This is a genomic window from Pontibacter sp. HSC-14F20, from assembly GCF_019599265.1.
In the GTDB taxonomy this organism is placed as follows: domain Bacteria; phylum Bacteroidota; class Bacteroidia; order Cytophagales; family Hymenobacteraceae; genus Pontibacter.
This window is the reverse complement of sequence record NZ_JAHZTC010000033.1, coordinates 1-21,957: the sequence shown is the minus strand read 5'-3', so window position 1 is coordinate 21,957 and position 21,957 is coordinate 1. Positions and strand designations below refer to the sequence as shown.

Annotated in this window: 21 protein-coding genes and 1 tRNA gene; 20 read left to right on the top strand and 2 right to left on the bottom strand. The window is 36.1% G+C overall.

The window, feature by feature from the left end; translation table 11 throughout:
* The first annotated feature begins 112 nt into the window (after positions 1-112).
* The 15 genes from K3G39_RS20160 to K3G39_RS20090 all read left to right on the top strand — a co-directional run bounded on the left by K3G39_RS20160 (position 113) and on the right by K3G39_RS20090 (position 15,581).
* Positions 113-517 carry a hypothetical protein gene (locus K3G39_RS20160; protein WP_220627979.1) on the top strand — a complete coding sequence of 135 codons (405 nt, stop codon included), beginning with the start codon at positions 113-115 and terminating at the stop codon, positions 515-517.
* Positions 518-632: 115 nt separating this feature from the next.
* Positions 633-893, top strand: a complete 261-nt coding sequence (locus tag K3G39_RS20155) for a hypothetical protein (protein ID WP_220627978.1) — start codon at positions 633-635, stop codon at positions 891-893.
* The gene (locus tag K3G39_RS20150) at positions 893-1,282 is read left to right on the top strand and encodes a hypothetical protein (protein ID WP_220627977.1); all 390 of its coding nucleotides are present in this window, start codon (positions 893-895) and stop codon (positions 1,280-1,282) included. Before K3G39_RS20155 ends, K3G39_RS20150 begins: the two co-directional genes overlap by 1 nt.
* 95 nt (positions 1,283-1,377) lie before the next feature.
* The gene (locus K3G39_RS20145) at positions 1,378-2,019 is read left to right on the top strand and encodes a recombinase family protein (protein WP_220627976.1); all 642 of its coding nucleotides are present in this window, start codon (positions 1,378-1,380) and stop codon (positions 2,017-2,019) included.
* Between the two features lie 363 nt (positions 2,020-2,382).
* Positions 2,383-3,471, top strand: a complete 1,089-nt coding sequence (locus K3G39_RS20140; protein ID WP_220627975.1) for a hypothetical protein — start codon at positions 2,383-2,385, stop codon at positions 3,469-3,471.
* Between the two features lie 988 nt (positions 3,472-4,459).
* Entirely contained in the window at positions 4,460-5,065 is a 606-nt protein-coding gene (locus K3G39_RS20135; protein WP_220627974.1) for a hypothetical protein, read from the top strand.
* Positions 5,066-5,130: 65 nt separating this feature from the next.
* On the top strand, positions 5,131-5,751 hold the full coding sequence (locus K3G39_RS20130; protein WP_220627973.1) for a hypothetical protein: 621 nt from the start codon (positions 5,131-5,133) through the stop codon (positions 5,749-5,751).
* A gap of 462 nt (positions 5,752-6,213) precedes the next feature.
* Entirely contained in the window at positions 6,214-7,134 is a 921-nt protein-coding gene (locus K3G39_RS20125; RefSeq protein ID WP_220627972.1) for a hypothetical protein, read from the top strand.
* 327 nt (positions 7,135-7,461) lie between these two features.
* Positions 7,462-8,328, top strand: a complete 867-nt coding sequence (locus tag K3G39_RS20120; RefSeq protein WP_220627971.1) for a DUF4238 domain-containing protein — start codon at positions 7,462-7,464, stop codon at positions 8,326-8,328.
* A 167-nt stretch (positions 8,329-8,495) separates the two neighbouring features.
* Positions 8,496-9,611, top strand: coding sequence for a hypothetical protein (locus tag K3G39_RS20115; RefSeq protein ID WP_220627970.1), 1,116 nt, complete (start codon positions 8,496-8,498; stop codon positions 9,609-9,611).
* 752 nt (positions 9,612-10,363) lie between these two features.
* The gene (locus K3G39_RS20110; protein ID WP_220627969.1) at positions 10,364-11,452 is read left to right on the top strand and encodes a TerD family protein; all 1,089 of its coding nucleotides are present in this window, start codon (positions 10,364-10,366) and stop codon (positions 11,450-11,452) included.
* 202 nt (positions 11,453-11,654) lie between these two features.
* Positions 11,655-12,539: a J domain-containing protein gene (locus K3G39_RS20105; RefSeq protein WP_220627968.1), complete on the top strand. Its 885-nt coding sequence runs from the start codon at positions 11,655-11,657 to the stop codon at positions 12,537-12,539.
* A 156-nt stretch (positions 12,540-12,695) separates the two neighbouring features.
* Positions 12,696-13,799 carry a hypothetical protein gene (locus tag K3G39_RS20100; protein ID WP_220627967.1) on the top strand — a complete coding sequence of 368 codons (1,104 nt, stop codon included), beginning with the start codon at positions 12,696-12,698 and terminating at the stop codon, positions 13,797-13,799.
* Positions 13,800-13,810: 11 nt separating this feature from the next.
* Positions 13,811-14,269 (top strand): hypothetical protein, encoded by a 459-nt coding sequence (locus K3G39_RS20095; RefSeq protein WP_220627966.1) that lies wholly within the window; start codon positions 13,811-13,813, stop codon positions 14,267-14,269.
* A gap of 88 nt (positions 14,270-14,357) precedes the next feature.
* On the top strand, positions 14,358-15,581 hold the full coding sequence (locus K3G39_RS20090) for an IS256 family transposase (protein WP_220627965.1): 1,224 nt from the start codon (positions 14,358-14,360) through the stop codon (positions 15,579-15,581).
* A gap of 105 nt (positions 15,582-15,686) precedes the next feature.
* On the opposite strand, the gene K3G39_RS20085 is transcribed toward K3G39_RS20090, so the two are convergent.
* Positions 15,687-16,076 carry a hypothetical protein gene (locus tag K3G39_RS20085; RefSeq protein ID WP_220627964.1) on the bottom strand — a complete coding sequence of 130 codons (390 nt, stop codon included), beginning with the start codon at positions 16,074-16,076 and terminating at the stop codon, positions 15,687-15,689.
* A 24-nt stretch (positions 16,077-16,100) separates the two neighbouring features.
* Positions 16,101-19,154 (bottom strand): hypothetical protein, encoded by a 3,054-nt coding sequence (locus tag K3G39_RS20080; protein WP_220627963.1) that lies wholly within the window; start codon positions 19,152-19,154, stop codon positions 16,101-16,103.
* Positions 19,155-19,354: 200 nt separating this feature from the next.
* On the opposite strand from K3G39_RS20080, the gene K3G39_RS20075 reads away from it, so the two are divergent.
* From K3G39_RS20075 to K3G39_RS20055, 5 genes are all read left to right on the top strand, one after another.
* Positions 19,355-19,876 carry a hypothetical protein gene (locus tag K3G39_RS20075; protein ID WP_220627962.1) on the top strand — a complete coding sequence of 174 codons (522 nt, stop codon included), beginning with the start codon at positions 19,355-19,357 and terminating at the stop codon, positions 19,874-19,876.
* 2 nt (positions 19,877-19,878) lie between these two features.
* Complete coding sequence (locus K3G39_RS20070) at positions 19,879-20,187, top strand: hypothetical protein (protein WP_220627961.1); 309 nt, start codon at positions 19,879-19,881, stop codon at positions 20,185-20,187.
* Positions 20,188-20,331: 144 nt separating this feature from the next.
* The gene (locus K3G39_RS20065; protein ID WP_220627960.1) at positions 20,332-20,694 is read left to right on the top strand and encodes a cyclic-phosphate processing receiver domain-containing protein; all 363 of its coding nucleotides are present in this window, start codon (positions 20,332-20,334) and stop codon (positions 20,692-20,694) included.
* A 330-nt stretch (positions 20,695-21,024) separates the two neighbouring features.
* Positions 21,025-21,101 (top strand) — tRNA-Ser (locus K3G39_RS20060).
* Between the two features lie 20 nt (positions 21,102-21,121).
* Entirely contained in the window at positions 21,122-21,832 is a 711-nt protein-coding gene (locus K3G39_RS20055; protein ID WP_220627959.1) for a hypothetical protein, read from the top strand.
* The last annotated feature ends 125 nt before the right edge of the window (positions 21,833-21,957 follow it).

The following is a 21,957-nucleotide window of genomic DNA, read 5'->3' as shown; positions in this document are numbered from 1 at the left end:
AGGAATATAACTGCTTCCGGCCCCACAGTTCACTGGGTGACAAAACGCCAGAAGAGTGGGTGAAAAAGAATATAGAGAAACCCGAATTCTCTAATTTAGCGCTGTCCTAAAATTGGGAGGAGCTCAGCCAGATGTTGAAGTAATAACAAACGGTTCGCACTTACGAGCAGAAGTGAACTCGGTGGTCGAGAACGAAGAACGAGTATATGACCTTGTAACCAGCATCGAGGATTATCCTTTTTCAATGCAGGAGTTCATTGATTCCAAGGTAGGCAAGCTTTCAAATGAATACTCAGTACTCGTTATCTATTATGATAGTGAGTTAGCTTATTACAGCACTATGACTGTTGAAGTCATGTTAATTGAATTTGAAGGTGGCGAAGCCAGTATTCGTGACAAAGAAGATTGGCTGCCCTCTCCGCACTTAGCGCTTGACCTAAGCAATCAGGTTATTCTGAAATTTAACGACTGGAACAAGAAGAACTTTGATATAGATAGCAGATATGGTTGTGCTTAACTGGTTTGACTTACTCAAAATTCTATAGCCGCAGAAGAATCTCATAATATTTTAAAAACATAGGAATTAATAATTTTAGTTACTACATTTGTGCAATAACTACACAATTTAAGAAATGAAAATAGAAATAGATTTAGACAAATACACAACGCCTGCAAAATATGCTGAAAGGATTGGTGTCACTTTATCTGCTGTAACCAACTGGATAGCACGTGACCAGATTAAGTTTTGGTTCATCGAGGAATTAAACCTTACACTGGTGGAGATTGGCAGTGAACATGAAAAGATTAAAGAGCGAAGACGAAGAATAATCGAAGCCTTTTTAAAAGAAGAAGACAAAGAAAAAAATCTACACACGAATACAAAAAGCGAATAATGATAACAGGTAATATTAAAGCAATCAAAAAGCGCAGTAATAAGAACTCGAATGTCATAGTATTATCTTCAGAAACAACCTATGCAGATGCCGATAATTTGGGTGATGTATTTGAGTGGGTAATTGAAAAGAAGATTATAACAGGTGATTGTTTAGAATTAGACCATAAGACAAGTGGAGATGCTTATTATTTCAATATTTATGTTAAAGATAAAGGAAGCTATGTTCTTGATAAAAAACAACACCTTTATGTTGACTTCTCTATGAATTTGAAAGGTGATATAGATTATTGTATTAATATAACTTCTAATCAGTATAATCACAAGCTTAAGATTCGCTCAAGGATATCAAAGATTAATTCCGTTTTGGCATCAAGTGGTTCAAATTAAAGGTCTGCTATAAAAAGTCGTTTTTCATGTAATATTCATGCTAAAATTTTAGATAAAAGAGTTCACGATAAAGTTTAGTTTATTTTATACCATCTATGACCAAAATACCTGTCCTACTTTTCTGTCGTGTGAGCAGTGACCAGCAATCTTACAGCTACCAGCTCGAAGAACTCAGAGAGTACTGCGAAGCGAACAACTACGAGATAGTGGAGACGATAGCCAACAACATCTCGGGACGCACTGGCAATAAGCGACCTGACCTCGACCACCTCTTCAGCTTAACTAAAAAGGGTGGGTTCCAAAAGGTCATCGTAACATCGGTTGAACGGCTCGGAAGGGATGCCCGCATGATACGCAGAACCATCGACTTTCTGCACGAACGGAGAATCTCTGTGGTATTCAAGAACCAGAACTTCGAGAGCTTAGACGCCAATGGGGAAGAGACTTTCGTGACGAACATCCTTATTTCAGTCTATGCGGAAGTGAGCATGGAGGATAACAAGCAGCGCTCAGCCAAAATCAGAAGCGGCTTGGCTCATGCTATAAAGAAAGGTAAGGTGGTAGGTAGACCTGTCGGATGGAAGAAAGACAACGAAGCGTTGTTGAAAGAGCATGCAAAATTAGTCAGAGATTTAAAGCAGGGGCTATCTCTAAATCAGTGCGTTAAACTACATAGTGTTTCGAAGAACACGGTAATCAAAGTGAAAAGAGCAATTATGGAGTACAACCACAAATAGTATTTTGGATTATATTAAATTTTTACTATATTTGTGACCGTAAACGGATTTTTTAATCGCACCATCTTGGTATTGAAATAACTTTGATAAATACTTTAGTGGTATTTATGAGTTTGCTCTATACAGATAGAGTGTTTTAATCGCACCTTTAAGGTATTGAAATAGAAAGATGTACATCTGCATGATGTTAATCGAACTTAATCTGTTTACACTTAACGAGCAGCCTGTGAAAATGGGTTGCTCGTTTTGTTTTTATGTTAGCAGATTATCTGCAATATTTATGTTGCCTACTCTATTGAAGGTTATTCTGCTTTGATAAAAGCAGGTACTGCAATGTTAAAGTCTGGATAAATAATAAAATAAATGAGTAAGTATACGGTTCAAATATGTAGAAGGGAAGATGGGGCTTATAACATAAGGTCTTTCACTGATACATATGCAAATTACCTAAGGGGCGCACATACAAATTCTGATTATGGGATGCTCTTTTTGGAAACCTTTGCATATAAAGAGTGTGAGTTTAAAAGAATGTATGATAACTGGGAGCCAAATATGGAAACTGCTCATAGAGTAGCTACTCTTACTGGAAAGATTAATGATATCATGGAATTTCTATGTAAATATTTAGAGGATAGCATGCTCCCTGGTAAAATTGTAGGTGCAAAGTATTTAGAAAGCCAAATTCCTGCCAAGTATTTAGAAAAGTATAGCAAAGGTAATCTAAGTAACTTTTATGTAAAAGCTGGAGAAAATGGGCATATACTACAGAAAAAGGGTAAGCCTTTATTTAGATTTAGCGAATACTTTCTTCCAGAAGCTTTGCCAGTTAAGGACTGTGTGGAAATAATAAGTGTAGATGGCAAATACATTAATGAGTTCCAAGATGATAGCAGGTACGGTTACATTTCTGTTTCATCAGAAGTATTTTGTGTAGATAATGGAAACTTAGAAGTAGTAAGACGACATGCATACATCAAAGGTGAGGTGAAAGTGTTGAATGAGATTTTGGCGGAGTGTGCCATTGATAGCGACTATAAACTGCCTGGTCGTATAATAGTCCAGGAATATGAAGAAAGTAAAGTGCCTTCTTTTATTGAGAACGATTTCTTTAATGACTCTATTGACTATGAACAGCAAGCTGCTTATTATCTCAAACGTGGTGGGGAAGATATTGAGTTAATAAGTGAAAATTCTGAAAGAATTCTCTCATTCCCCTTATACGTTTTGCCTTCATCTACACACAGAGACCTAAATGTACAGCATATGTATAATAACAAACTTGAAGAGTGGAGGAGAGAGCAATACAAATCGGACAATGTTAGGGAGTGTATTAAAAGGGAGGAAGACTATTGGGAAGATACTTATGCATATAATTCCGAGCGTGAAGTAAGGGATTGGGATTATGGAGACGCATTTGAAAATGACCCAAGCAATCTCTGGAACATAGACTAAATACAATTCGAGTTTACAAATAACTTCCTATACTGTTACTGGTGATTTATTAAATAAATTAATAGTCTAAAAAGTCTGCTTCACCTGGTGCAGACTTTTTGTTTATATACCCCTGTCAAATAAGACTCCCCCCAAATAATTCGACTTCACCCAAACTACTTTTTTACGCTCCTGTTGCTGTCTAACCTCTCCTGTAAAATTCGACCAAACATTCCAACGTTTATTTGGTATAGCACTCTTTTAAATAGAACTGCCTTTAACAATTCATTTTACAACTAAAATTTTTGAATAGGAAGCCAGTTATAGATAGTATTTTGAGTTAGTTTATTCTGCTTTTTTAAAGTCATAACTTTAACAATAAAACAGTGGTGGAATAGTAATGGAAAACATGCATAAATAATTGTTACAGCAAAATTATTGAATCAAGGTAATAGAGAGTGTGTCCTTGATTTGGTGGATAGTAGTTCCAATAATCTTCATTCATTTGAGATGCAAAATATTCGGGGTTATGTAATGTATCAAGTGTCTCAATAAGAAGTGTAACTTCCTTTCAAAGTTCTTCCCGTCTACCAGTGAATAGTATTTCGAATTTAGCCTTGTCTTTATAGAGAATTTTTAACGTAGTCTCAAAACTAAAACCTTCAAATCTGTCCAAAATCGATAGTAGTATATTTCTACATCTTCATCTTTTTTATTGAAATTCTGTTAATCAAATCTATGATGTAGTGAAATAGCTACATTAACTTGCCAATAAAATTTAAATAGAGATAACACTAAACGCCTTTAAATCTATATTTTTATGCCTTTATATTTTAAACAAGCAATTTATGAGTGCTAAAAAATAAATATATTATAGACTATATTAATATATTATTTTTGACACTAATTATATTTTGTTGGTTCAAAGTGAAGACTAAATCTATTAAACTTTTTCCTAATGATATCACCTACACCTTCTAATTTATTTGACAATTTTAATCTTAATCCTTTGTTCGATATCTCACCTTCCGCTGCTGGAAGTGAAACTCACAATTTATTGAAATTTCTGTATGATTTAAGGGAACTCTCTAATTTACAAGAAAGGGCAATACAGAATAAAATTTTATCTGAAGATGAAGCTGAACTTCATAATGAATCTATTGCTGTTACAAAAGATATAGCTGATGATTTTTTGATGGTTGCCCCAATTCTATTATATAGGCTTATAGAGAAGTATTTAAAGCAATATTTGCTTAATCTTTATAAGCCTATTCTTGCTAAGGAATCGGATTATACTTTTAAGAAAAGTAGTTTGACGTTCTCGCAAGCTATAATGACAGCTGATATATTAAGAATTGAAGCGCTGTACAATAATCCACCTATTAATGTTGAGATGACAAAGCTTCCTGGGTATGATATTATTACCGAAATAAGAGAGTTGAATAACTGCTTAAAACATAATCATGACCTCGTGTCAGATAAACTCAATGCAGCTAATCCTTCCTGGGTAGTAAACAATATAATTACTGTTGAAAATATAGGAGAAAGAATTTCTAAATATGATGAAGCAGTTAATAGCTTTTTTCATGCCTTAGTAATAAACGCATTCAAATAAATTTCAGAATTCGATTCTATTCATCATTTTACAGAATATTTTACATAAGCAGAAGTTTGAATCTAATGAAGAAGTTAGTAGTGGAATATGATTTGGTGATTGTTATAGATGCACTTACTGAAAAAGAAAGAGGGGATTTTAAATTATCTGAGGACTTGATTAAGTTTCTTGCCAAAGAAGGAATAAAACAGATGTTATTTAACTGTGATGATAAAAAGTCAGTTAATCAGTCTCTAAGCAATATTCAAAAGGTTGCTGAATCTGGCTTGAAGTTTTGTTTACATTTTGTTAGTCATGGAAATGAAAAGGGGATTTGGATTAAAAACTCTAATGAAACAATATCATGGGAAGAATTTAGAGAAAGCCTTTACCATATCAACAGACTGCTAAGTAATACATTAATTATAAACATGACTTCATGTTTTGGATTGAACGCAATAAAAATAGTTAATGATTCTAATAATGAGAATCCATTTTTTGGTCTAATTGGTAGCAATCGTGTGTTATGGACAAATGAAGCATATTATGCTAATAGACAGTTTTATACAAAGTTATTAGCAGGTAAAGATATATCTGTAATTATTCCAGAAATGCAAAATCAGTTTCGCATTTTTGGAAAAGATAATGTAATATTTGGAGCCTCCACGGAAGGATATAAGTCAATACTTAAATATTTGAAAAGCTGATATAATATTAATTTAATATAATAAAGGTTATGAATTTTAAGGTGTAGCCTGTCTGGTTGTCTATGGAAAACCATTCAATACTCTCAGTTATTTAATTTATTGCCCTACATCGAGAACGAATTCCTATGAGTAGGAGAATTTTTTGTACTGACGAGAATACCAATATTTGAAAAGTTTTCAGGAAAACACTGGAATCTTGACTGATTGATTCTTAACAGAAGGAATAAGGGTTCATTTGATACTCTGTCCACGTTCATTGTATCAGACAATGTGGGTGATTTAATCGGCATGGAGTAAAACAACAGAGAGTACTTCTTCGATATAATCCTCTTTGTCCTATGTCTAACATAAATATGGAGTCTCGCCCAATCACTCTTGATAGCTTTATCAGAGTTAAATAAACTACCTTAGAAGCTTTATTCATCTGACAATAAATAGTTGTTCATAATTATAAAAAACCCATTGGATAAATTTGAAGCATTTGAGAAATTAAAAGAATTTTCTAAAAATCTTTCAGCAGTTTCTTATGAAGAAATTTATGATTTATTGAGAAATGGAATTAAAAATATTCCAATCCCATTAGCAAAAATCAGAAAAAAATCATATATAGACAGGGCAAGAGCAAATAAAGGGAAAGCCCTATTTAAACACATAGATGAACTTGGCTATATAAAGGACAAAAATGTTATTGAGAACCACCTCACTTCTTTTGGAAGAGCAAACTGTCCACACCAAGTAATGTTTTATGGAGCATTAGAGACCTCAAAAATAGATAAACAAAGACTTACTGCTATTGCTGAAACTTCTCATATATTTAGAAACCCAGGAACAGATTGCATTGAAGGTGAACATTATACAGTAAGTCGTTGGGAAACAAATGAAGAATTCTATGTGGTCGAAGTTGTTTTCTCAGAATATGCACTAAAAAACAACCCTGATATTGCGCAATCTTTTGAGAAACAGAAAAGATTTCTTCAAGAACATAACTTAGGTGAAAAAGAAACGAGTTTCCATTTAGAATTCCTAAAGTTTATTAGTGAAGAGTTTTCTAAAAGAGTAAGAAATGACCATGATTATAAAATCAGTGTTGCATATACAAATATTACATCATTACACCCTGATGTTAAAGGAATTGTATACCCCAGCGTTCAAACCGATTATTTTGGTGTAAATATCGTCCTCCCCCCTCAAACTGTAGATAAACATTTAAAACCAATTATTTGCAGTACTCAAATTTTATATAAGAAAGGGCAAAACAGTTTAATTGACAATGGAGAGCATTATTGTGAGAACATTGAAATTAATTCAAAGATTAAGTGGCAAGAATCCGATAAATCTATTCTTACCGATAAAGAGCAAGTACTTCGTCATCTTAAAAAATAATATCAAAATTTAATTACCCTACTAAGTTGTGACTTGAAATCACTATAGTGTCTACACTGAGTATTTATTGTGGCAAGTGTATTTTTTAACTCAGAATTATCATTGAAATACCTTCAAGATGTGCTACTGAGGCATAGGAAGGCAAGTGGCTAATAGTGTTCTTTTAATCTGCTTTGCTTGAAAGGAGTTAAAAAGTTCTCCAAGGAATGCATCAGATTCAGGAAGAGTTAAATGTGAAGATATTTGCTTCTATTACCTCTTTCAAACAATAACATTTTTGTAAGGAGCGCTTAAGCTGTCTAATAAATAATTTTAATTTCTGAAAAAATGAAGGATTATTCATCGAGACATCATTATATCCCTAAGTTTCTTATCAATGGATTTACAAATAATGAGGGATATGTTTACATCTATGATAAAGAAAAGGACAGAATTTTAGATAATGGGAGAAGCCCTAAAAGCATTTTCTTTGAATTAGATAGAAATACAATTGAGAATAGCCGTTCTGAAAAATCCTCTGTGATAGAGGATAACTTTTATATGAGTCTGGATAATAGCTCTTCAAAATTAATTCAGAGACTTCAAAAGGAAAAGATTACTTCTGAACTTCTAAATATTGAGAATCAAGCTGAGCTACAATTTTTTTTGATAAATCTTTTTTGGAGATTACCTATAACAGATTACGCTGTGATAGATTTGATAATTAGAGCAAAGATTGATTCAGATGGTATCAACCCTATTACACTCAGGAATGACAGGAATTTTACTAAAATGCAACGTTCTGGTTTATTCATACATACAGTAAATAAACTTAAAGAAAGCATACCTGAAGTTAATAAGTACTTTGCAAAGATAACTGAATTTGGTATTGACACATTCATTTTAGGAGACTATCCAATTGTTTATGAATCTACTCCGAAGGAATTTACGGACTTAGGTTATTTGGATTTTTTGTTTGCATTATCTTCAAGAAGAATCTATTCTTCAACAAAATCAGCATTTGGTGAATTTACTAAATATGACATTATATATTTTAATGTTCTGATAATTATGCAATCTAAGAAATATATATGTTCTGGGAATTTGGAACTACTGGAAACTTCCGTTAAATGCTATAAAGAATTAGTAAGATTAGGACTACATTATAATTTGGAAAAGAATCTGTTCAGTAGAGAAAATAGAAGTCCTGAATAAACAAGTTGGAGACCGAGTATAAAAATCAAAGAATAATTCACTTGAATTACATGAATGAAACAAATTTGGATGAGTTTTTAAACTTCAAAAAGTAGCTGGAATGCAAGTGTGCTATCCCTGAAAATATGCTAATCTGGAACTGAGCTTACTCTACTAACCTTATTGAAATGACTTATATAGTTGGTTTTATAGAAAAAGATTCAGTATTCCTTTTTTCAGATACTGCGATAACTGTTTTAGATAAAGTTAATAACTTATCGTTTTCATCATTTGGAGAATCTTCCTTTATTGATAATAACAAAAGTGTATATCAATCAGAATTAAAGCTATACAACTTCAAATCCAATTTAATTATAGGAGGTGCTGGCAACTCAAAGTCTATTGATGATTTTATCCATAACTTAACTACATATTTAGATTATGGATTGTCTGTTGAAAAATCTATTAACTGTGCTATAAACGAAATAAATACTAATGATTTTGACCTATTAATAGGTTATAGAGATGGGTTTACTCCAATATTGAAGATTAAGGAAAGTTATTCTCTCTCCTTACAATTAGTGAGCAACATTACTTTTATAGGAATAGGGTCCACACATCATAAGCAGTTTTCTTCTGATTTTAAAGACTTAAAAAAACAAACTTGTAATTTTAAATCTTGGACAGTTGAGCAATTATCCTTAGTGATAACTTCAATATTACAAGCTTATGGTATATGGAATTATACATTACATGAAGGAGTTGGTGGTGTATTTACTGGTTTATACATGCATGAAAATGGGATTAGTTGGCAGCCAACCATAGGCTATATTGTTTTTGATGTTAATTTGACCTCACTCAGTCAACTATCTGATGTACCACAGGCTGTTTTGCCAAGTAATTTATTTACTAACCCTACCTACATCTTTGTATCAGAAGAAGAGAATGCATTCTATGTTGCATCTCCTAAACCAAACTATACTGGCTTCCTTTTTAGAAGTATAGAAATGAAAGATGTGATATATTTAGATAACTGGTATAATAAATATGCAGACGAATTGCTCAATAGATATCTAAATTTCGAGGTAGATTTTTTAGTATTTATCTCTTCAAATACCAGAGTGATAAGCATCTTTACAAAAAATGAAATTCAAAAGAGAAATATAGCTTTAGAATTTGAGGAACAGCTTATTTTGAAGTTCAATATAGGTAATAACAATAATTTAGTTCAGACCGCTGAATTTATAAATATAGTTGCTGAACCATCAGATGAGAATATTACATTAAAGTTAATCTTCTCTTAGAAATTTGCTTAAGGTCTTTTAACCTGGTAATACTCGTTCTACAACGTCCACACTTCTCCGCTTTTCAAGCAATTCCAAATTTACTTTTAAACTGGTTGTCAGAACCAGAGGTTTCTAACGGTAGCAGCGAATGATATTGAAAGGTTTCTGGAATCAGAACCACTTAGCCGAGTAATAAGAGTTTTTAACATGTGCCTTATGAGAAAAGGCGCTACTATATACAACGGCTATAAGTGTTTTGACCTTTCAGAAGAGCTGTTGAGGCAGAGGTGGGCAAATAGATAACAGTGTTCGGGTAATATGCTCGTAAAGTGATTCTTCATTGTATATGCCATTGCAATGCATATTTCCATGTTAAACACTTATTTCTTGTAAGAAAGCAAAGTGGGGTGCAGTCTGAATATTGATGATATTTTCAGTATTGCTGGCGTTGAATCGACTTTCCTTTTCTACACTTAGTACACACTCAGGCTTCCACAATCCTATCTTAGTCATACATTATTATCTCCACCTTTCTGGTAGGACATAAGTAAGGTTACTCTTTGAGTTTCCCCAGAACTTTACATAGATTACTTAACTAACTTTCTTTACTGGTAAACTCGCTCAGTAGGCGAGTCACGATTAGTGATAGTGCTATCAATAAAACATTTGTTTTCTTTATATTACAAATGAATGCTATATAATATATTAGCATTTATATGTATGCCTTCAATCTTATGAACAAATATTCGAATCCTCTAACATTAATTAGAATGGTTACTATTAGAGGCTGCATATGCATCTTGATATTAACAACAGTACTATCTTGCCAGTCACCCACCCCAATCGCCAATGAAATTGAAGAGAATAACAGGCTCAAAGAGTTAGAAGCTGAAAAAGTTTCATGGGCTTTCTTCGAGTATAAATCTGCTATAGAAGAAAGTAATGGTAAAGCTGCCGTGAATTATATTTCTAAATCATCATTAGATTTTTACGAGCAAATGCTATTTGATATTCTTTATGCCGACAGCAGTAAAATATCAAAGATGTCATTTACAGATAAGATGAATATACTTATACCCAGGGGCAAGTTTTCTAAAAGTGAATTGGTTGGATTGGATAAACGAAAATTCACTACACTGATGTGGGAAAATGGTGGTTTGAATAGAGAAGTCAACTTGTCGATTGGTAAAATTAGATTTGTAGCAAGTAAATGGGCTTATGCTGACCTAATAGTTAACGGCAAGCAATTCTCTGATTTAGAAATTAGTTTTTCATTTGAAAATAACAAATGGAAACTTAATCTAAACTCATACATGCCTAAAATAAACGAGGTGATTGACAACGAGATAGCAAATCTTGCTTTATCAGGTGTATCAGAATTAGAAATTTTAAGTTCAGCATTTTATGAGGAAACTGGTAAAACACTTACAAATGATACTTGGCAACCTTTGATACAGCAAAACTCAACAAATAATGGTTATACCATATTAGAGAGGATTGAAACCTACTTAGCACCTTCTTATCCAGTAACAGAATATCTCAGTAAAGAGCCTTATGATAGCAGGATAGATAAAAATCTAAAGGTTCCACCAACCTTGACAGAAGTATTGGTTCAGGATATTTGGATAAGAATAATGGATGATTCAACTAACCAGGAAATTTCAAGATTCAATATCAGTCACGAGCATACCCAAAGTGCTATTAACACCTACATACTCGTTAATCACAACAAACTAAGAGGACTTCGTTCTTGGTCACATTCAAATTTTATTAATACCTTAACTGAAAACGAAAGATTATTATTAGCTAAGGAATTGGCATCATTTATTAAGCTAAATGGTGTTAATCAAAATGACTAAAATCAGCTAAAATGAAAATCGCACTATTTCTTTTATTATCCATAGTATTTGGTATAATCTGCTTATTCGGATTTATACTATTCGCTAACGGGATAATGTCGTCTAATCCAGACGCTGGTTTGCATGGAAACAGGATTGGGATTCCTACGATGCTTGTATTTGGATTCATTACAAAGTTGTGTTGGAGGAAAATCTACGTAAAATGAAAAACTACTATAAACTTTTAGATGTAGAGCCAAATGCATCACAGGAAGAGATAAAGACAGCATACAGAATATGTGCTAAAAAATTTCACCCTGATAAACATCCCACTAATTCAGATTACTATAACGCTTTGTTTGCTGAAATCAACGAAGCATACCAAACGCTGTCTAATCCTGAATTACGAGGTGATTATGATGAAAATTATTTCTTCTTCTATTTCAAAGCGAAAGACGACACTATACAAGTTAATCCTGAAGTATTCAGGCAAAAGGAAGAATTTGAAATAGTAGAAATAAAACGTTCAATACCGTTTTTAAAACATGTTTTTGAAATAAATAACCAAACTGTTCGATACAACAAACGCTTACTTGAAATTGACCACATTACGGATATAATGTATGGAGTTGCGGAAACTGGTCTCTTTTGGGGAGACATGGATTTTCATATTATTGTTAGAACAGATGAAAATGAAACTATCTCAATTCCATTCGCATCTCTCTTAACATCAGAAGCATATCAGTATTCTAAATACTTAGATATCGTGGATTTAGTTAATTACTACATTACCCCTCACATTGTATCAAAATTAATATCGAAACTGGATAATGGAGGCATGGTAACTATCAATAAAGCTGTACAGTTAAACAGATTAGGAATTCACCTTACCAAAAGCAATAAGATAATCACTTGGAAGAATTTAGAAATCAAGAAAGGGAAATGGGTAAGTTTTGCTTATAGAACCGAAAAGATTACACTTATTGACAAGCTAAATCCAAAGATAAAGCAGAAAGTAGTGCCTTTATGGTATTTGAATGCTATCACAATCCCAACGTTACATAATTTCTATATGGCTAAAACAAGAGAAGTAGTTGTTCATCATTAATAGACTGCGTTAATACGCAGATAAACTTGTTTATAGTATACATATATTTTATATCAAGAATATTCGTCATTTGCAGCCTTAGTAAATCAAAGTCTTGATTTTTATTTTCTTTTACTCGATAGATAAAGAAATCACTACTGCACAAGCTTTTAACCCATGCTTAAAATAAACGCTCTTTCAATCTTTTCACGAGCGATTGAAATACCTGTTGAAGAACTTACCATAGCCACACTAATTGAGGATAATTCAGTCTTTTTAAATCAGCTTGTGGAAAATTTAGGAGTACTACCTACTAACCCTGCATTCGAGATGCATCCATACAAAGATTTACTACCCTTGAACAATTATGGGCAGTACATCATAGGTACATTCCCACCAATAAGCTACATGCTGGATAAGCAAGAATTGGTAGATAGTGGTATACTTGCTTTGCAGCAACCACCAGGTGCAGGTGGTCAAGCTATTGGAAGACCACGGATTCCGTTCTATCATGGGAACAAACTCCAAGGAAGCATGTGGAAATACTTATTGACAGATGATGAATGGGCTGCATTAGTTGATATAATAGAAGAAAACAGCCCTAACAAACGTGTAAATGCCAGACAGTATCTGGTAGATTTCTTAAGCGGAAGAGAAATAAACTATTCAGACATTATTTATAGCACTCAAAGGAGGCTGAATGATAAGGGACGTTATGACGCAAGTGATGACAATCTTTATAACATAGGTCCAAACTATGACCTTATTTACCATTGTTTAAATAACCCAAAAGCTAAGAGCCTGCTTTTTAATACATCCAGTATTTTTGGAAAATCAGGAATAAAAACAGATGGTACTGGTTTGGTTAATGTTAGAAATAACACTCAATCTTTTGACCTGTTTGTAAGGGGGTGCCAAGAATTAGGCTACACAGTTGAAATTCAAGTCCAGCAAGGTAATCCAGCTACTCAATATAACTGGACTAATATCGTAGATTTGCTCCCACATCAGAGAAAGAATAAAATAGTCTTCGAGTTGAAGATTACTAACCAAAGCAAGAATCCAAATCAAGCTTGCGGTAATTTCCATTTTGGTGCGAGTAAGATATTTACGGTAGTTACGCCATTCAGCCCTGCTGCTGTTGATAGGGGTAAGTTGCGGTTGAATAATGTTGTTCAGAACTGGATTGGAAATGGTGGTAATACAATTCAACTACTAAACTTTGCCTATCAACGTTTCAGGGATAATGATTTTGCTCCGCTTTATAATTTAAATATGTAGCAAAGGTTTGAATGCTTACACCTACCCAAATAAATAGATTACTTCCGCTTGCCTGTGATTGGGCTGAAGAGCAGGAGAAGTTCATCTGTGAACACGGTGTTGCACTGGATGATAGTCAGAAGCGGATTGCACATGTAATTGGTATAAATGATATTGATAGCATAAGACTCTTAAAAGTCAATTATATACCGCTACCAGCACACCCTGAACTAAAAAATGCTATCGAACTAACAGGTTTTTTGGCACTTGGCACAATTGGGGTTTCATTTAGGTATGGCATCTACATTAGAGCCGACCATTGGAACAACAAGAACTTGGTTGTGCATGAACTCACCCATACCATGCAGTATGAAGTATTAGGTGGGTTCAGACCTTTCCTTGAACGCTATGTTCATGAATGCCTTAACGTTGGGTATCCAAATGGTAGTTTAGAACAGGAGGCAAAGAGGGTTGAACAAGGATTTTGTTAACCAGAATAATAGGTAAATAACCTATCGTTCGAGGGTGTAAAACTAACTGTGTCAAAGGTTTTTGAGTATTACCTTTAACGCAGAACACATGGAAGAAAAAAACGGCTTGGATCTGGACAAGATCAAGCGCCAGTTCCTGGAAGAGTTCCGGACCGGCAAACCCACCTTCGGCAAAGACGGCGCCCTTGGCCCCTTGCTGAAACACTTCTTGGAAGCCGCCCTGGACGCGGAGATGGATCTGCATCTGGACGCCGAGCAGCGGGCGAAGGGCAACCGGCGCAATGGCAAGATCTCGAAGCAAGTCCGCACCTCAGACGGCGTGATTGAAATAGAATCCTCCCGCGACCGCTCGGCAGGCTTCGAGCCGCAGATCATCAAAAAACGGGAAACGGTGCTGGCCGAAAACCTCGAGCCCCGCATCCTGAGCATGTACGGCCTGGGCATGAGCCTGCGGGACATCTCCTCGCACCTGAAAGAGATGTACGACATGGACATTTCCCATGACACGCTGGCTGCCCTGACCGAGAAGATCGTGCCCCAGGTCAAGGAGTGGCAGGCAAGGCCGCTGGATAGGCTTTACTGCATTGTCTGGCTCGACGCCATGCACTACAAGGTGCGGCAGGAAGGGCGCACCGTCTCCAAGGCCGTCTACAACATCCTGGGCATCGACCGCCACGGCCACAAGGAGCTGCTGGGCGTGTACGTCTCGGAGAGCGAGGGGGCCACCTTCTGGCTCTCGGTGCTCACCGACCTGCAGCAGCGGGGCGTAGCCGACATGCTCATCGCCTGCATCGACAACCTCAAGGGCTTTGCCGAGGCCATCGGCAGTGTTTTCCCACAGGCCGAGGTGCAGAGCTGCATTGTCCACCAGATCCGCCATAGCCTCAAGTATGTGGGCTCTAAAGACCAGAAGGAGTTCATGCGGGACCTCAAGCCGGTGTACCGGGCAGAGACAAAAGAACTGGCTGAGCTTAGGCTGCTGGAACTGGAGGAGAAGTGGGGCAAGAAGTACCCCAAGGTGCTTGAGAGCTGGCAACGGAACTGGGAGAGGCTCTCCACGTACTTTAAATACACCGAGCCGATCCGAAAGCTGATCTACACCACCAACACCATCGAGGGCTTTCACCGCCAGGTGCGCAAGGTGACCAAGACCAAGGGGGCTTTCCCCTCCGACATGGCCCTGCTGAAACTGATTTACCTGTCTCATCAGAACATCAGCAGAAAATGGGTCATGCCGCTGGCTAACTGGAGTCAGACGGCCCAGCAGCTCTCGATCTGGTTCGGGGACAGGATGCAGCTGGACTTGAAGTGAGCCGCGCTTCAAAAGTTTGGCCCTGTTGCTGTAAGGACTTACGCCAGTACACCAACAGGGCCAGTAAATTGAAATATAGAGATGACACAGTTTAGATTACACTCCCTATCGTTCTGGTAAAGTGAGGTATGGTAGCGATTCTAAGTTTGAACTCCTCAATAGTCGTCCTGCTAACTTAATGTTGTAAACTTCATCTTCGATATCTGTCTTACATAGTGTCCCAACAAATACTAATTCTTTATCGGGGTCTACCTCCAAAACTTCGAAATTAACCATAATGTAGCTATCGTCCTGTAGCACTATATCATTCCCCATATCATACATTATTGTCTTACTGCTTCCCATATCATTTATTGAGAACATTAGAATGTTAGGAATTCTTTGGTAAGCTATTCTTTCTTCATCTATGGTCTCATGAAGCAGTGTTTCCCCATTTATATTTTTGTGCAGATATGACAGTCTAATTTTAGGATAGCCGTTTGGAGTAAATAACATGGTCTTGATTAAATAAAGTATGTACTACAATGATATATTTCGGACTATAACAACCCCATCCCTACTCATGGACATTATTTTCTTTTCATCTTCCGAAAACGCTACAAAAACTACTTTCTTATGAAAGTCTTCTCTGATTGCATCTCCATGTCCTATAAATGAATCAATGATATTAAGGGTCTCAGCTTCTGCAATATGAACAGCATTGGATTCTTGATGCCCAGAACCGCCTAAGGTGAGAGGATGGTATCCTTGTTCAGAGAGAGCCACATATTTTCCTTCGGGACTGAAACACAAAAAATTCTTCCCAAGCTTAGTTAGAAGGTAGCTGTCAGATTGATGTATTTCACTATTGTTTGTGAGTGGTGTCAGTTCTCCAGCTGAAGGCTTTTTAAGTAAAAGGTCTTCTGGCTTTTTGAAAACATATGTAACTGGGTTACTGTCATAGGTAGCGAAGTATCCGTGTTTTGAGAACCCACAGACCCATGCAGCCTTATGAGGCAATCTGCTTTCAAAAGAATCTACAAGACGTAAGGTATTACTGGAATTATTAAAGTCTATTTTAAAGAGATGGATGACTCCTTTGTGGGGAGGTTTACCAACATAGCTGAAGAAGGTGTTGTCATAGCTGAAAGCACCCCAGTTATAAAATTCTACATCGGTTGGAATTTCAATGGGCAGTACCACGTCTGTACCAGTAATTCCGATTTCGATGTACTTAGTCACCTCCATAAACCGTGAAGTAGAAACGTCTTCCGCATTATGAACCCCCAGACTGTTTAACCTGGTTGTGTTGACTGCATAGTAGGCGTCTCTGTTCTTTTTCAATTTCTCGAGTATGGCAGTTTTTTCACTGGTAAAGTAACTACTTGGCATGTCAAGCTTACTGACCAAATCAGCATACTCCTTATCAGTAATATATTTCCCGCTTACATTGTCATAGTACTTTACAAGCAATGACAGTTGTGCATAAAGTTTTCCATCAGGGCTGAGATACCTGTAGTAATGATAATTGGGAGGTGTGATGTCCTCAAAAGTCAGTGGGTCAATCACCTTGGCATTTCTTCTGTGGTCAGGTTCAATAATCAGGTTGCCTTCATTTGAAAAAGCCAGGAAATTACCTGAGAAGAAGCGTTCCGATTTCTCATTCTCTAAATTGTAAAGTTCGTAATCGTTGCTTTTCTCCTTCAGCACCAGATATCTCCCGTTCGGTGAAAGAAAGGACTCACGGTAAAAAGTACCGATTAAGTTAATTTCGTGATTTTCATATTTGCTGCTCTCAGCGTTATATTGCATCAGGTAAATATGCTCACCCCTTCGTGTTATGACTTTGTTAAGGCTATCGGAATAGGCTAAGATACTGTCAAAAGCGGCATCTCTTATATTCCCATTGGCTGGGTGAATAAGGACCTTGTTGCTGGACAGGATGTAATCCTTGCCGAAGATAAAATCAGAATCAGCCTTATACTGTGAGTGCTTTGCTTCATCAATGTTTACTGCAACCTTTCTGCCAGTGGCAAGGTTGAAACCATGGAGCAAACGAGTGTCGCTTACTTTGTCCATTTCGCCAGGGGAATACCAGAGCGTTGAATGGTAAGCCAGCAGATACAAGTTATGTATGCTTATTGCTTTCAGTATAGGCGTGGAAAAGTCATCAAGGTTATATAATGAATAAGACGATTTGAATTTTGTAATCATGTATGCATGACCCATGGCAGGATAACTGATAAACCTGATGTCATTGTAAAGAGGGTATGTCTTCTTTTGTATGCCACGCAATACAAACTCTGAGCTTTCAGTCCTGACTACAAGCGTGAGGTGTTTATAAGCAAGCACTTGTAGCAGACCTGTTTCAGGGATGATTTGCTTGGAATCAGAGGCTGAGTGGAATGTTATGATATACTTATTCCATATTAACATCTTGGGTGTGTAGAGCCAGCCGCCTTGTGCATCTTTGCTCAGGTTAATTCCTTGTATAGTTCTATAAGTTATTTTGCTTACTAAGAATACCCCATCAGTTGTGGGGTATAGCTCATGGGCAGGGCTTGTAGTAAGTGGAACATCATGCTCTGGTAAGGCAATGTACTGATTCGTCTTGCTTGGGTCGGCTGCTGCAAGAATATCGGAAACGATTCCCTCTGTAAGTTCTGGTTCTATGGGCAGGGTGTCCGAATTCTTAAAGCCGCTTCCCGTAAAGAAGAGTCTGTCAGTGCGTAAATTAACATTTTCAATGTTTACACCTATGACTTGGTTAAGTGTCTCGAAACATCCTGAAATGTGAATGCCATTATCCACCAAGCTGTACACATAACCATCAAAATCAATTGCTGTGGAAGGACTTTTGGTTATTTCAGCTAATCGGAGGCTTTCCGTGTGTATGACTGCAATAGTATTGTCTGATTCTATGAATAGAAGCCTGTCATCGGTATGCTTATAGTTTGAAGTTATGAGGCTTTGATAGCATAATTTAAAAGCTCCTTCAATTATCTCGAAACAAACTATGGTTTCGCTCACTACATCATAAAGCCAGATTTTGTTTGCCAGTGAATTGTGAACAACGACTTGATACTTACTTAATAGTTCTGACTTGATGCTCAGCTTGTCTGTGTCGAAGATGCCAAAGTTCCAGATTCCGCTTTCATTGTTACCGATTTTAGTGATGAATAGTACATGTTGGTCATCTATCTTTCTAATATCAGTCGGGCTTATATCATTCTCGGTTAGAATTGTGTTTGTTTTTTCATCAAAAAGCAGCATCTTGTCCTTCATCAACAGAAAGGAATAGTCAATACTATCAAAAGTATAAGCTGCCTTGAACTCTCCCGAGCCAAGCCTGATTGCATCCTTTATCTCAATTGATTGGGAGTGTTTTACCCCATTAACTATGCATACTGCCTGGTATTTTCCTGGTTTGCTCAACTTGGTTATCAAAGTTGGATGTTCAGGGTTTGCGATGATTTCTAACTCAACCTCTCCATCCAATATAAACCGTATTAGTAGGTTGCTCAATTGGGCAGTAGCCTGAAATTGTGAATTCTTATACCCAGTGGATGGGAATATTTTGAAGGGGCTGTTCATTTATGGCGAAGTTATATTAAGCATGTTGTGAAAGTAGCCCATATTAAGCTTTACAAGAACTGGTAATAGCCACTTCAAACTCAACTTAAAAATAGGGTAAAATCGCTATATATTAATGATTTATTGTATAAATTGAATTTTAATTCTTACATCCAATTCTATTTGCCTTTTTTATACCATTTAGCATATTCATACTTTTTATGTGTATCCCCATCACGAAGTACATCACCATCATAGTTGCCTTTCTAAGCTTGACTGCCTGTACTGTCGACCATTCTCAAAATGAAGCTAAGAAGGCTCCAAGGGCTGATTTCAGTGTAGGAGAAAAATCTTACTCAGTAACTCTCAAATATGAAAACTTCATGAACGCAGATGGGCTGGTAAACAGAATATTATCTGTTGAATACCCTAACAAGGCGACAGTCAATCATGTAATACATGTTGCTCATTACAGCGATGAAGTACAACTAAAAAAGATTGAAATATCTGGTCGAGGGTATCTAATTGCTGAAGATAAGACTGGTTATACCTTATTGGACTTGAATAAGATGAAAATAATATCCCAATCACAGGATATGGAGAAGAATGATATGGTCGATGAACCAATCGGTACCGCAGAAGACTTCATGACACATAAAGCGTTAACAAATGGTGATTGGACTAAAGTGTTGAAAGTTAATAAGATTGAAGATTCTAATGTAACTCAGCTTGTATGGAAATAAACATGGAGAAAATCTTTACACCAGAACCAGGTCAGTGGGGACTAAGAGGCGACCCTTTTTTATGGGAGTCGATACGTGCTTATATGTCTGAATATGCGCTGCCTAAGGACGTGAGCGAATTCGAAACACTATTTCATAAAGCATTCAAATCCATAACAGGAGAGGACTTAGTGGCAGGGAAGGAGATTTTTATAAAAAGTTTCGATAAAGGAGGAATGTCGAGCGGTTTTGTGAGCAATGACTGGTGGCTAAATAATGGGCTTCCATTGCTTATTGGAAGATTTAAACAATTGACTCAAAATAACGAGTAACACCTATTAGTGGTATCGTAAATTCATTACTATTTATCTTCCTTGTTATTAGGCTTTTAAATAAACTATTTTACACTTTCATAAGAATCGAGTTATCAAAAAGAAGCTGTTAAAGTATGATGACTTTTAACAGGTTAGACCATAATGACCAACAGAAAGAAATATAGCCTTTTTCTTGACGACATCAGAACGGTAGACATGGTTTACAGCAACATGGCTGAATCGGATTTTTTCATTGTAAGAAACTTCGAAGACTTCAAATCTGTGATAAGAGAGAAGGGATTGCCTGATTTCATAAGCTTCGACAATGATTTAGGTTTAGATTCCGAGGGTAATGTTGCGCCAGATGGCTATGCTGCTGCAAAGTGGCTTGTGTATGAATCGGGCTTAAACTTGTCAGAACTAAAATTTTATGTTCATTCAGCTAACCCTGTAGCATCTCAACAGATTCAGGGCTTATTGAATAACTACATTAAGTTTCTTCAAGAAGGTAATGCTGGTTATTAATACTTATCTGATTTGCAGAACACTGCACAGCTAATTGAATGATTATGCTCATTCAATTAGCCAAAATAACAGTAATATCTTTCAGATTTAAATATTGAAATCAACGCATCCCTGGCGTATCCCCGCTAAAAACAGGGAATGCTCACTGGGTAACCAGATTATTCTTTATATTGTATAGGAGTAATATTATGGAAGAAGACCTCAAAATAGCCATCAAAAGCAAATTTTAGCTTTAAGAAAGAGCAGAACCACTTCAGTACATAGTGCAGATAAGCGTATATTTACGCATATCCAGTAGTTAGGCACAAGTATAAATAGAAAAAAAAATATGGGGGAAGCATAACATAGGAGTAATGCACTAAACTGGAAACAGTTTGGAGATGATGGGTTCGATTCCCATCCCCCCACTAATTTAAAGACAAGACATATGACTCGCCAGGAGATTTACGACTTATATGTTCTGCAAAGCAAAAATGTCAGAAAACTAAAAAAAGTCGAAGCAAATTTAGTTAGGACAATAAACACGTATCTAAGAAAGAAAGATAAATTTCAGGTAGAATTAAATACTAAACTCTATGCTCTTGTTTATTGTACCCTATCAGAAGCCCAATTCATACAAATTGTAAATACTCCTGACGGCTTTATGGACACTGAAATAGAAAAAATAAAGGCAGAAAAAGCTAAAAACGGAGTGGTTAAAGCTTGGGAATTATTATTTGATATGGCATTTGATAAGGTTAGTACAAACTGGAGACAAAACGCAGACTTATTAAGTAGAAGAGGTGAATTGCAGAACATAATCAACAATTTCATAAAGACTCCAAGTGAATTGCGAAATAAAATTGCACATGGTCAATGGGACTACGCATTGAACAGAGAAAATACAACGGAAAACCCTTCAAAAACTCAAGAACTTAACAACCTAACTGTTATACAAATTACAATTTGGAGTGAAGTTCATCAATTTTTAGGATTGATTTTAAGAGACCTTATCCAATCCCCGAAAAATAGTTTTCATAGAAATTATTGGATAAACTTGATTAAGCTACAGCAGTTTATAATAGAAAGTAAAAATTGGACAATGAGTAAAAGAATTGCAACATTGAGACCAGTAAAACAGAATAATACCTCTGCCTAACAACTAAGGCTTCGTTGGGTACGGAGTGCCGACAATGAAGCCGTGGTTGCACTAACCGTGCGACCCGTTATGGGTTTTAAGTCGGAAGAGGCTGGCCCCTGAACTACTTGTTTGGGCTTTCAGGT

Excerpts from the sequence above, each read along its gene's own strand:
- K3G39_RS20075 (WP_220627962.1), top strand. The coding sequence starts at position 19,355 with ATGTGTATCCCCATCACGAAGTACATCACCATCATAGTTGCCTTTCTA.
- K3G39_RS20155 (WP_220627978.1), top strand. The coding sequence starts at position 633 with ATGAAAATAGAAATAGATTTAGACAAATACACAACGCCTGCAAAATAT.
- K3G39_RS20065 (WP_220627960.1), top strand. The coding sequence starts at position 20,332 with ATGACCAACAGAAAGAAATATAGCCTTTTTCTTGACGACATCAGAACG.
- K3G39_RS20120 (WP_220627971.1), top strand. The coding sequence starts at position 7,462 with ATGAAGGATTATTCATCGAGACATCATTATATCCCTAAGTTTCTTATC.
- K3G39_RS20105 (WP_220627968.1), top strand. The coding sequence starts at position 11,655 with ATGAAAAACTACTATAAACTTTTAGATGTAGAGCCAAATGCATCACAG.
- K3G39_RS20140 (WP_220627975.1), top strand. The coding sequence starts at position 2,383 with ATGAGTAAGTATACGGTTCAAATATGTAGAAGGGAAGATGGGGCTTAT.
- K3G39_RS20130 (WP_220627973.1), top strand. The coding sequence starts at position 5,131 with ATGAAGAAGTTAGTAGTGGAATATGATTTGGTGATTGTTATAGATGCA.
- K3G39_RS20115 (WP_220627970.1), top strand. The coding sequence starts at position 8,496 with ATGACTTATATAGTTGGTTTTATAGAAAAAGATTCAGTATTCCTTTTT.
- K3G39_RS20070 (WP_220627961.1), top strand. The coding sequence starts at position 19,879 with ATGGAGAAAATCTTTACACCAGAACCAGGTCAGTGGGGACTAAGAGGC.
- K3G39_RS20080 (WP_220627963.1), bottom strand. The coding sequence starts at position 19,154 with ATGAACAGCCCCTTCAAAATATTCCCATCCACTGGGTATAAGAATTCA.
- K3G39_RS20150 (WP_220627977.1), top strand. The coding sequence starts at position 893 with ATGATAACAGGTAATATTAAAGCAATCAAAAAGCGCAGTAATAAGAAC.
- K3G39_RS20110 (WP_220627969.1), top strand. The coding sequence starts at position 10,364 with ATGGTTACTATTAGAGGCTGCATATGCATCTTGATATTAACAACAGTA.
- K3G39_RS20095 (WP_220627966.1), top strand. The coding sequence starts at position 13,811 with ATGCTTACACCTACCCAAATAAATAGATTACTTCCGCTTGCCTGTGAT.
- K3G39_RS20085 (WP_220627964.1), bottom strand. The coding sequence starts at position 16,076 with ATGTTATTTACTCCAAACGGCTATCCTAAAATTAGACTGTCATATCTG.
- K3G39_RS20055 (WP_220627959.1), top strand. The coding sequence starts at position 21,122 with ATGACTCGCCAGGAGATTTACGACTTATATGTTCTGCAAAGCAAAAAT.
- K3G39_RS20100 (WP_220627967.1), top strand. The coding sequence starts at position 12,696 with ATGCTTAAAATAAACGCTCTTTCAATCTTTTCACGAGCGATTGAAATA.
- K3G39_RS20090 (WP_220627965.1), top strand. The coding sequence starts at position 14,358 with ATGGAAGAAAAAAACGGCTTGGATCTGGACAAGATCAAGCGCCAGTTC.
- K3G39_RS20145 (WP_220627976.1), top strand. The coding sequence starts at position 1,378 with ATGACCAAAATACCTGTCCTACTTTTCTGTCGTGTGAGCAGTGACCAG.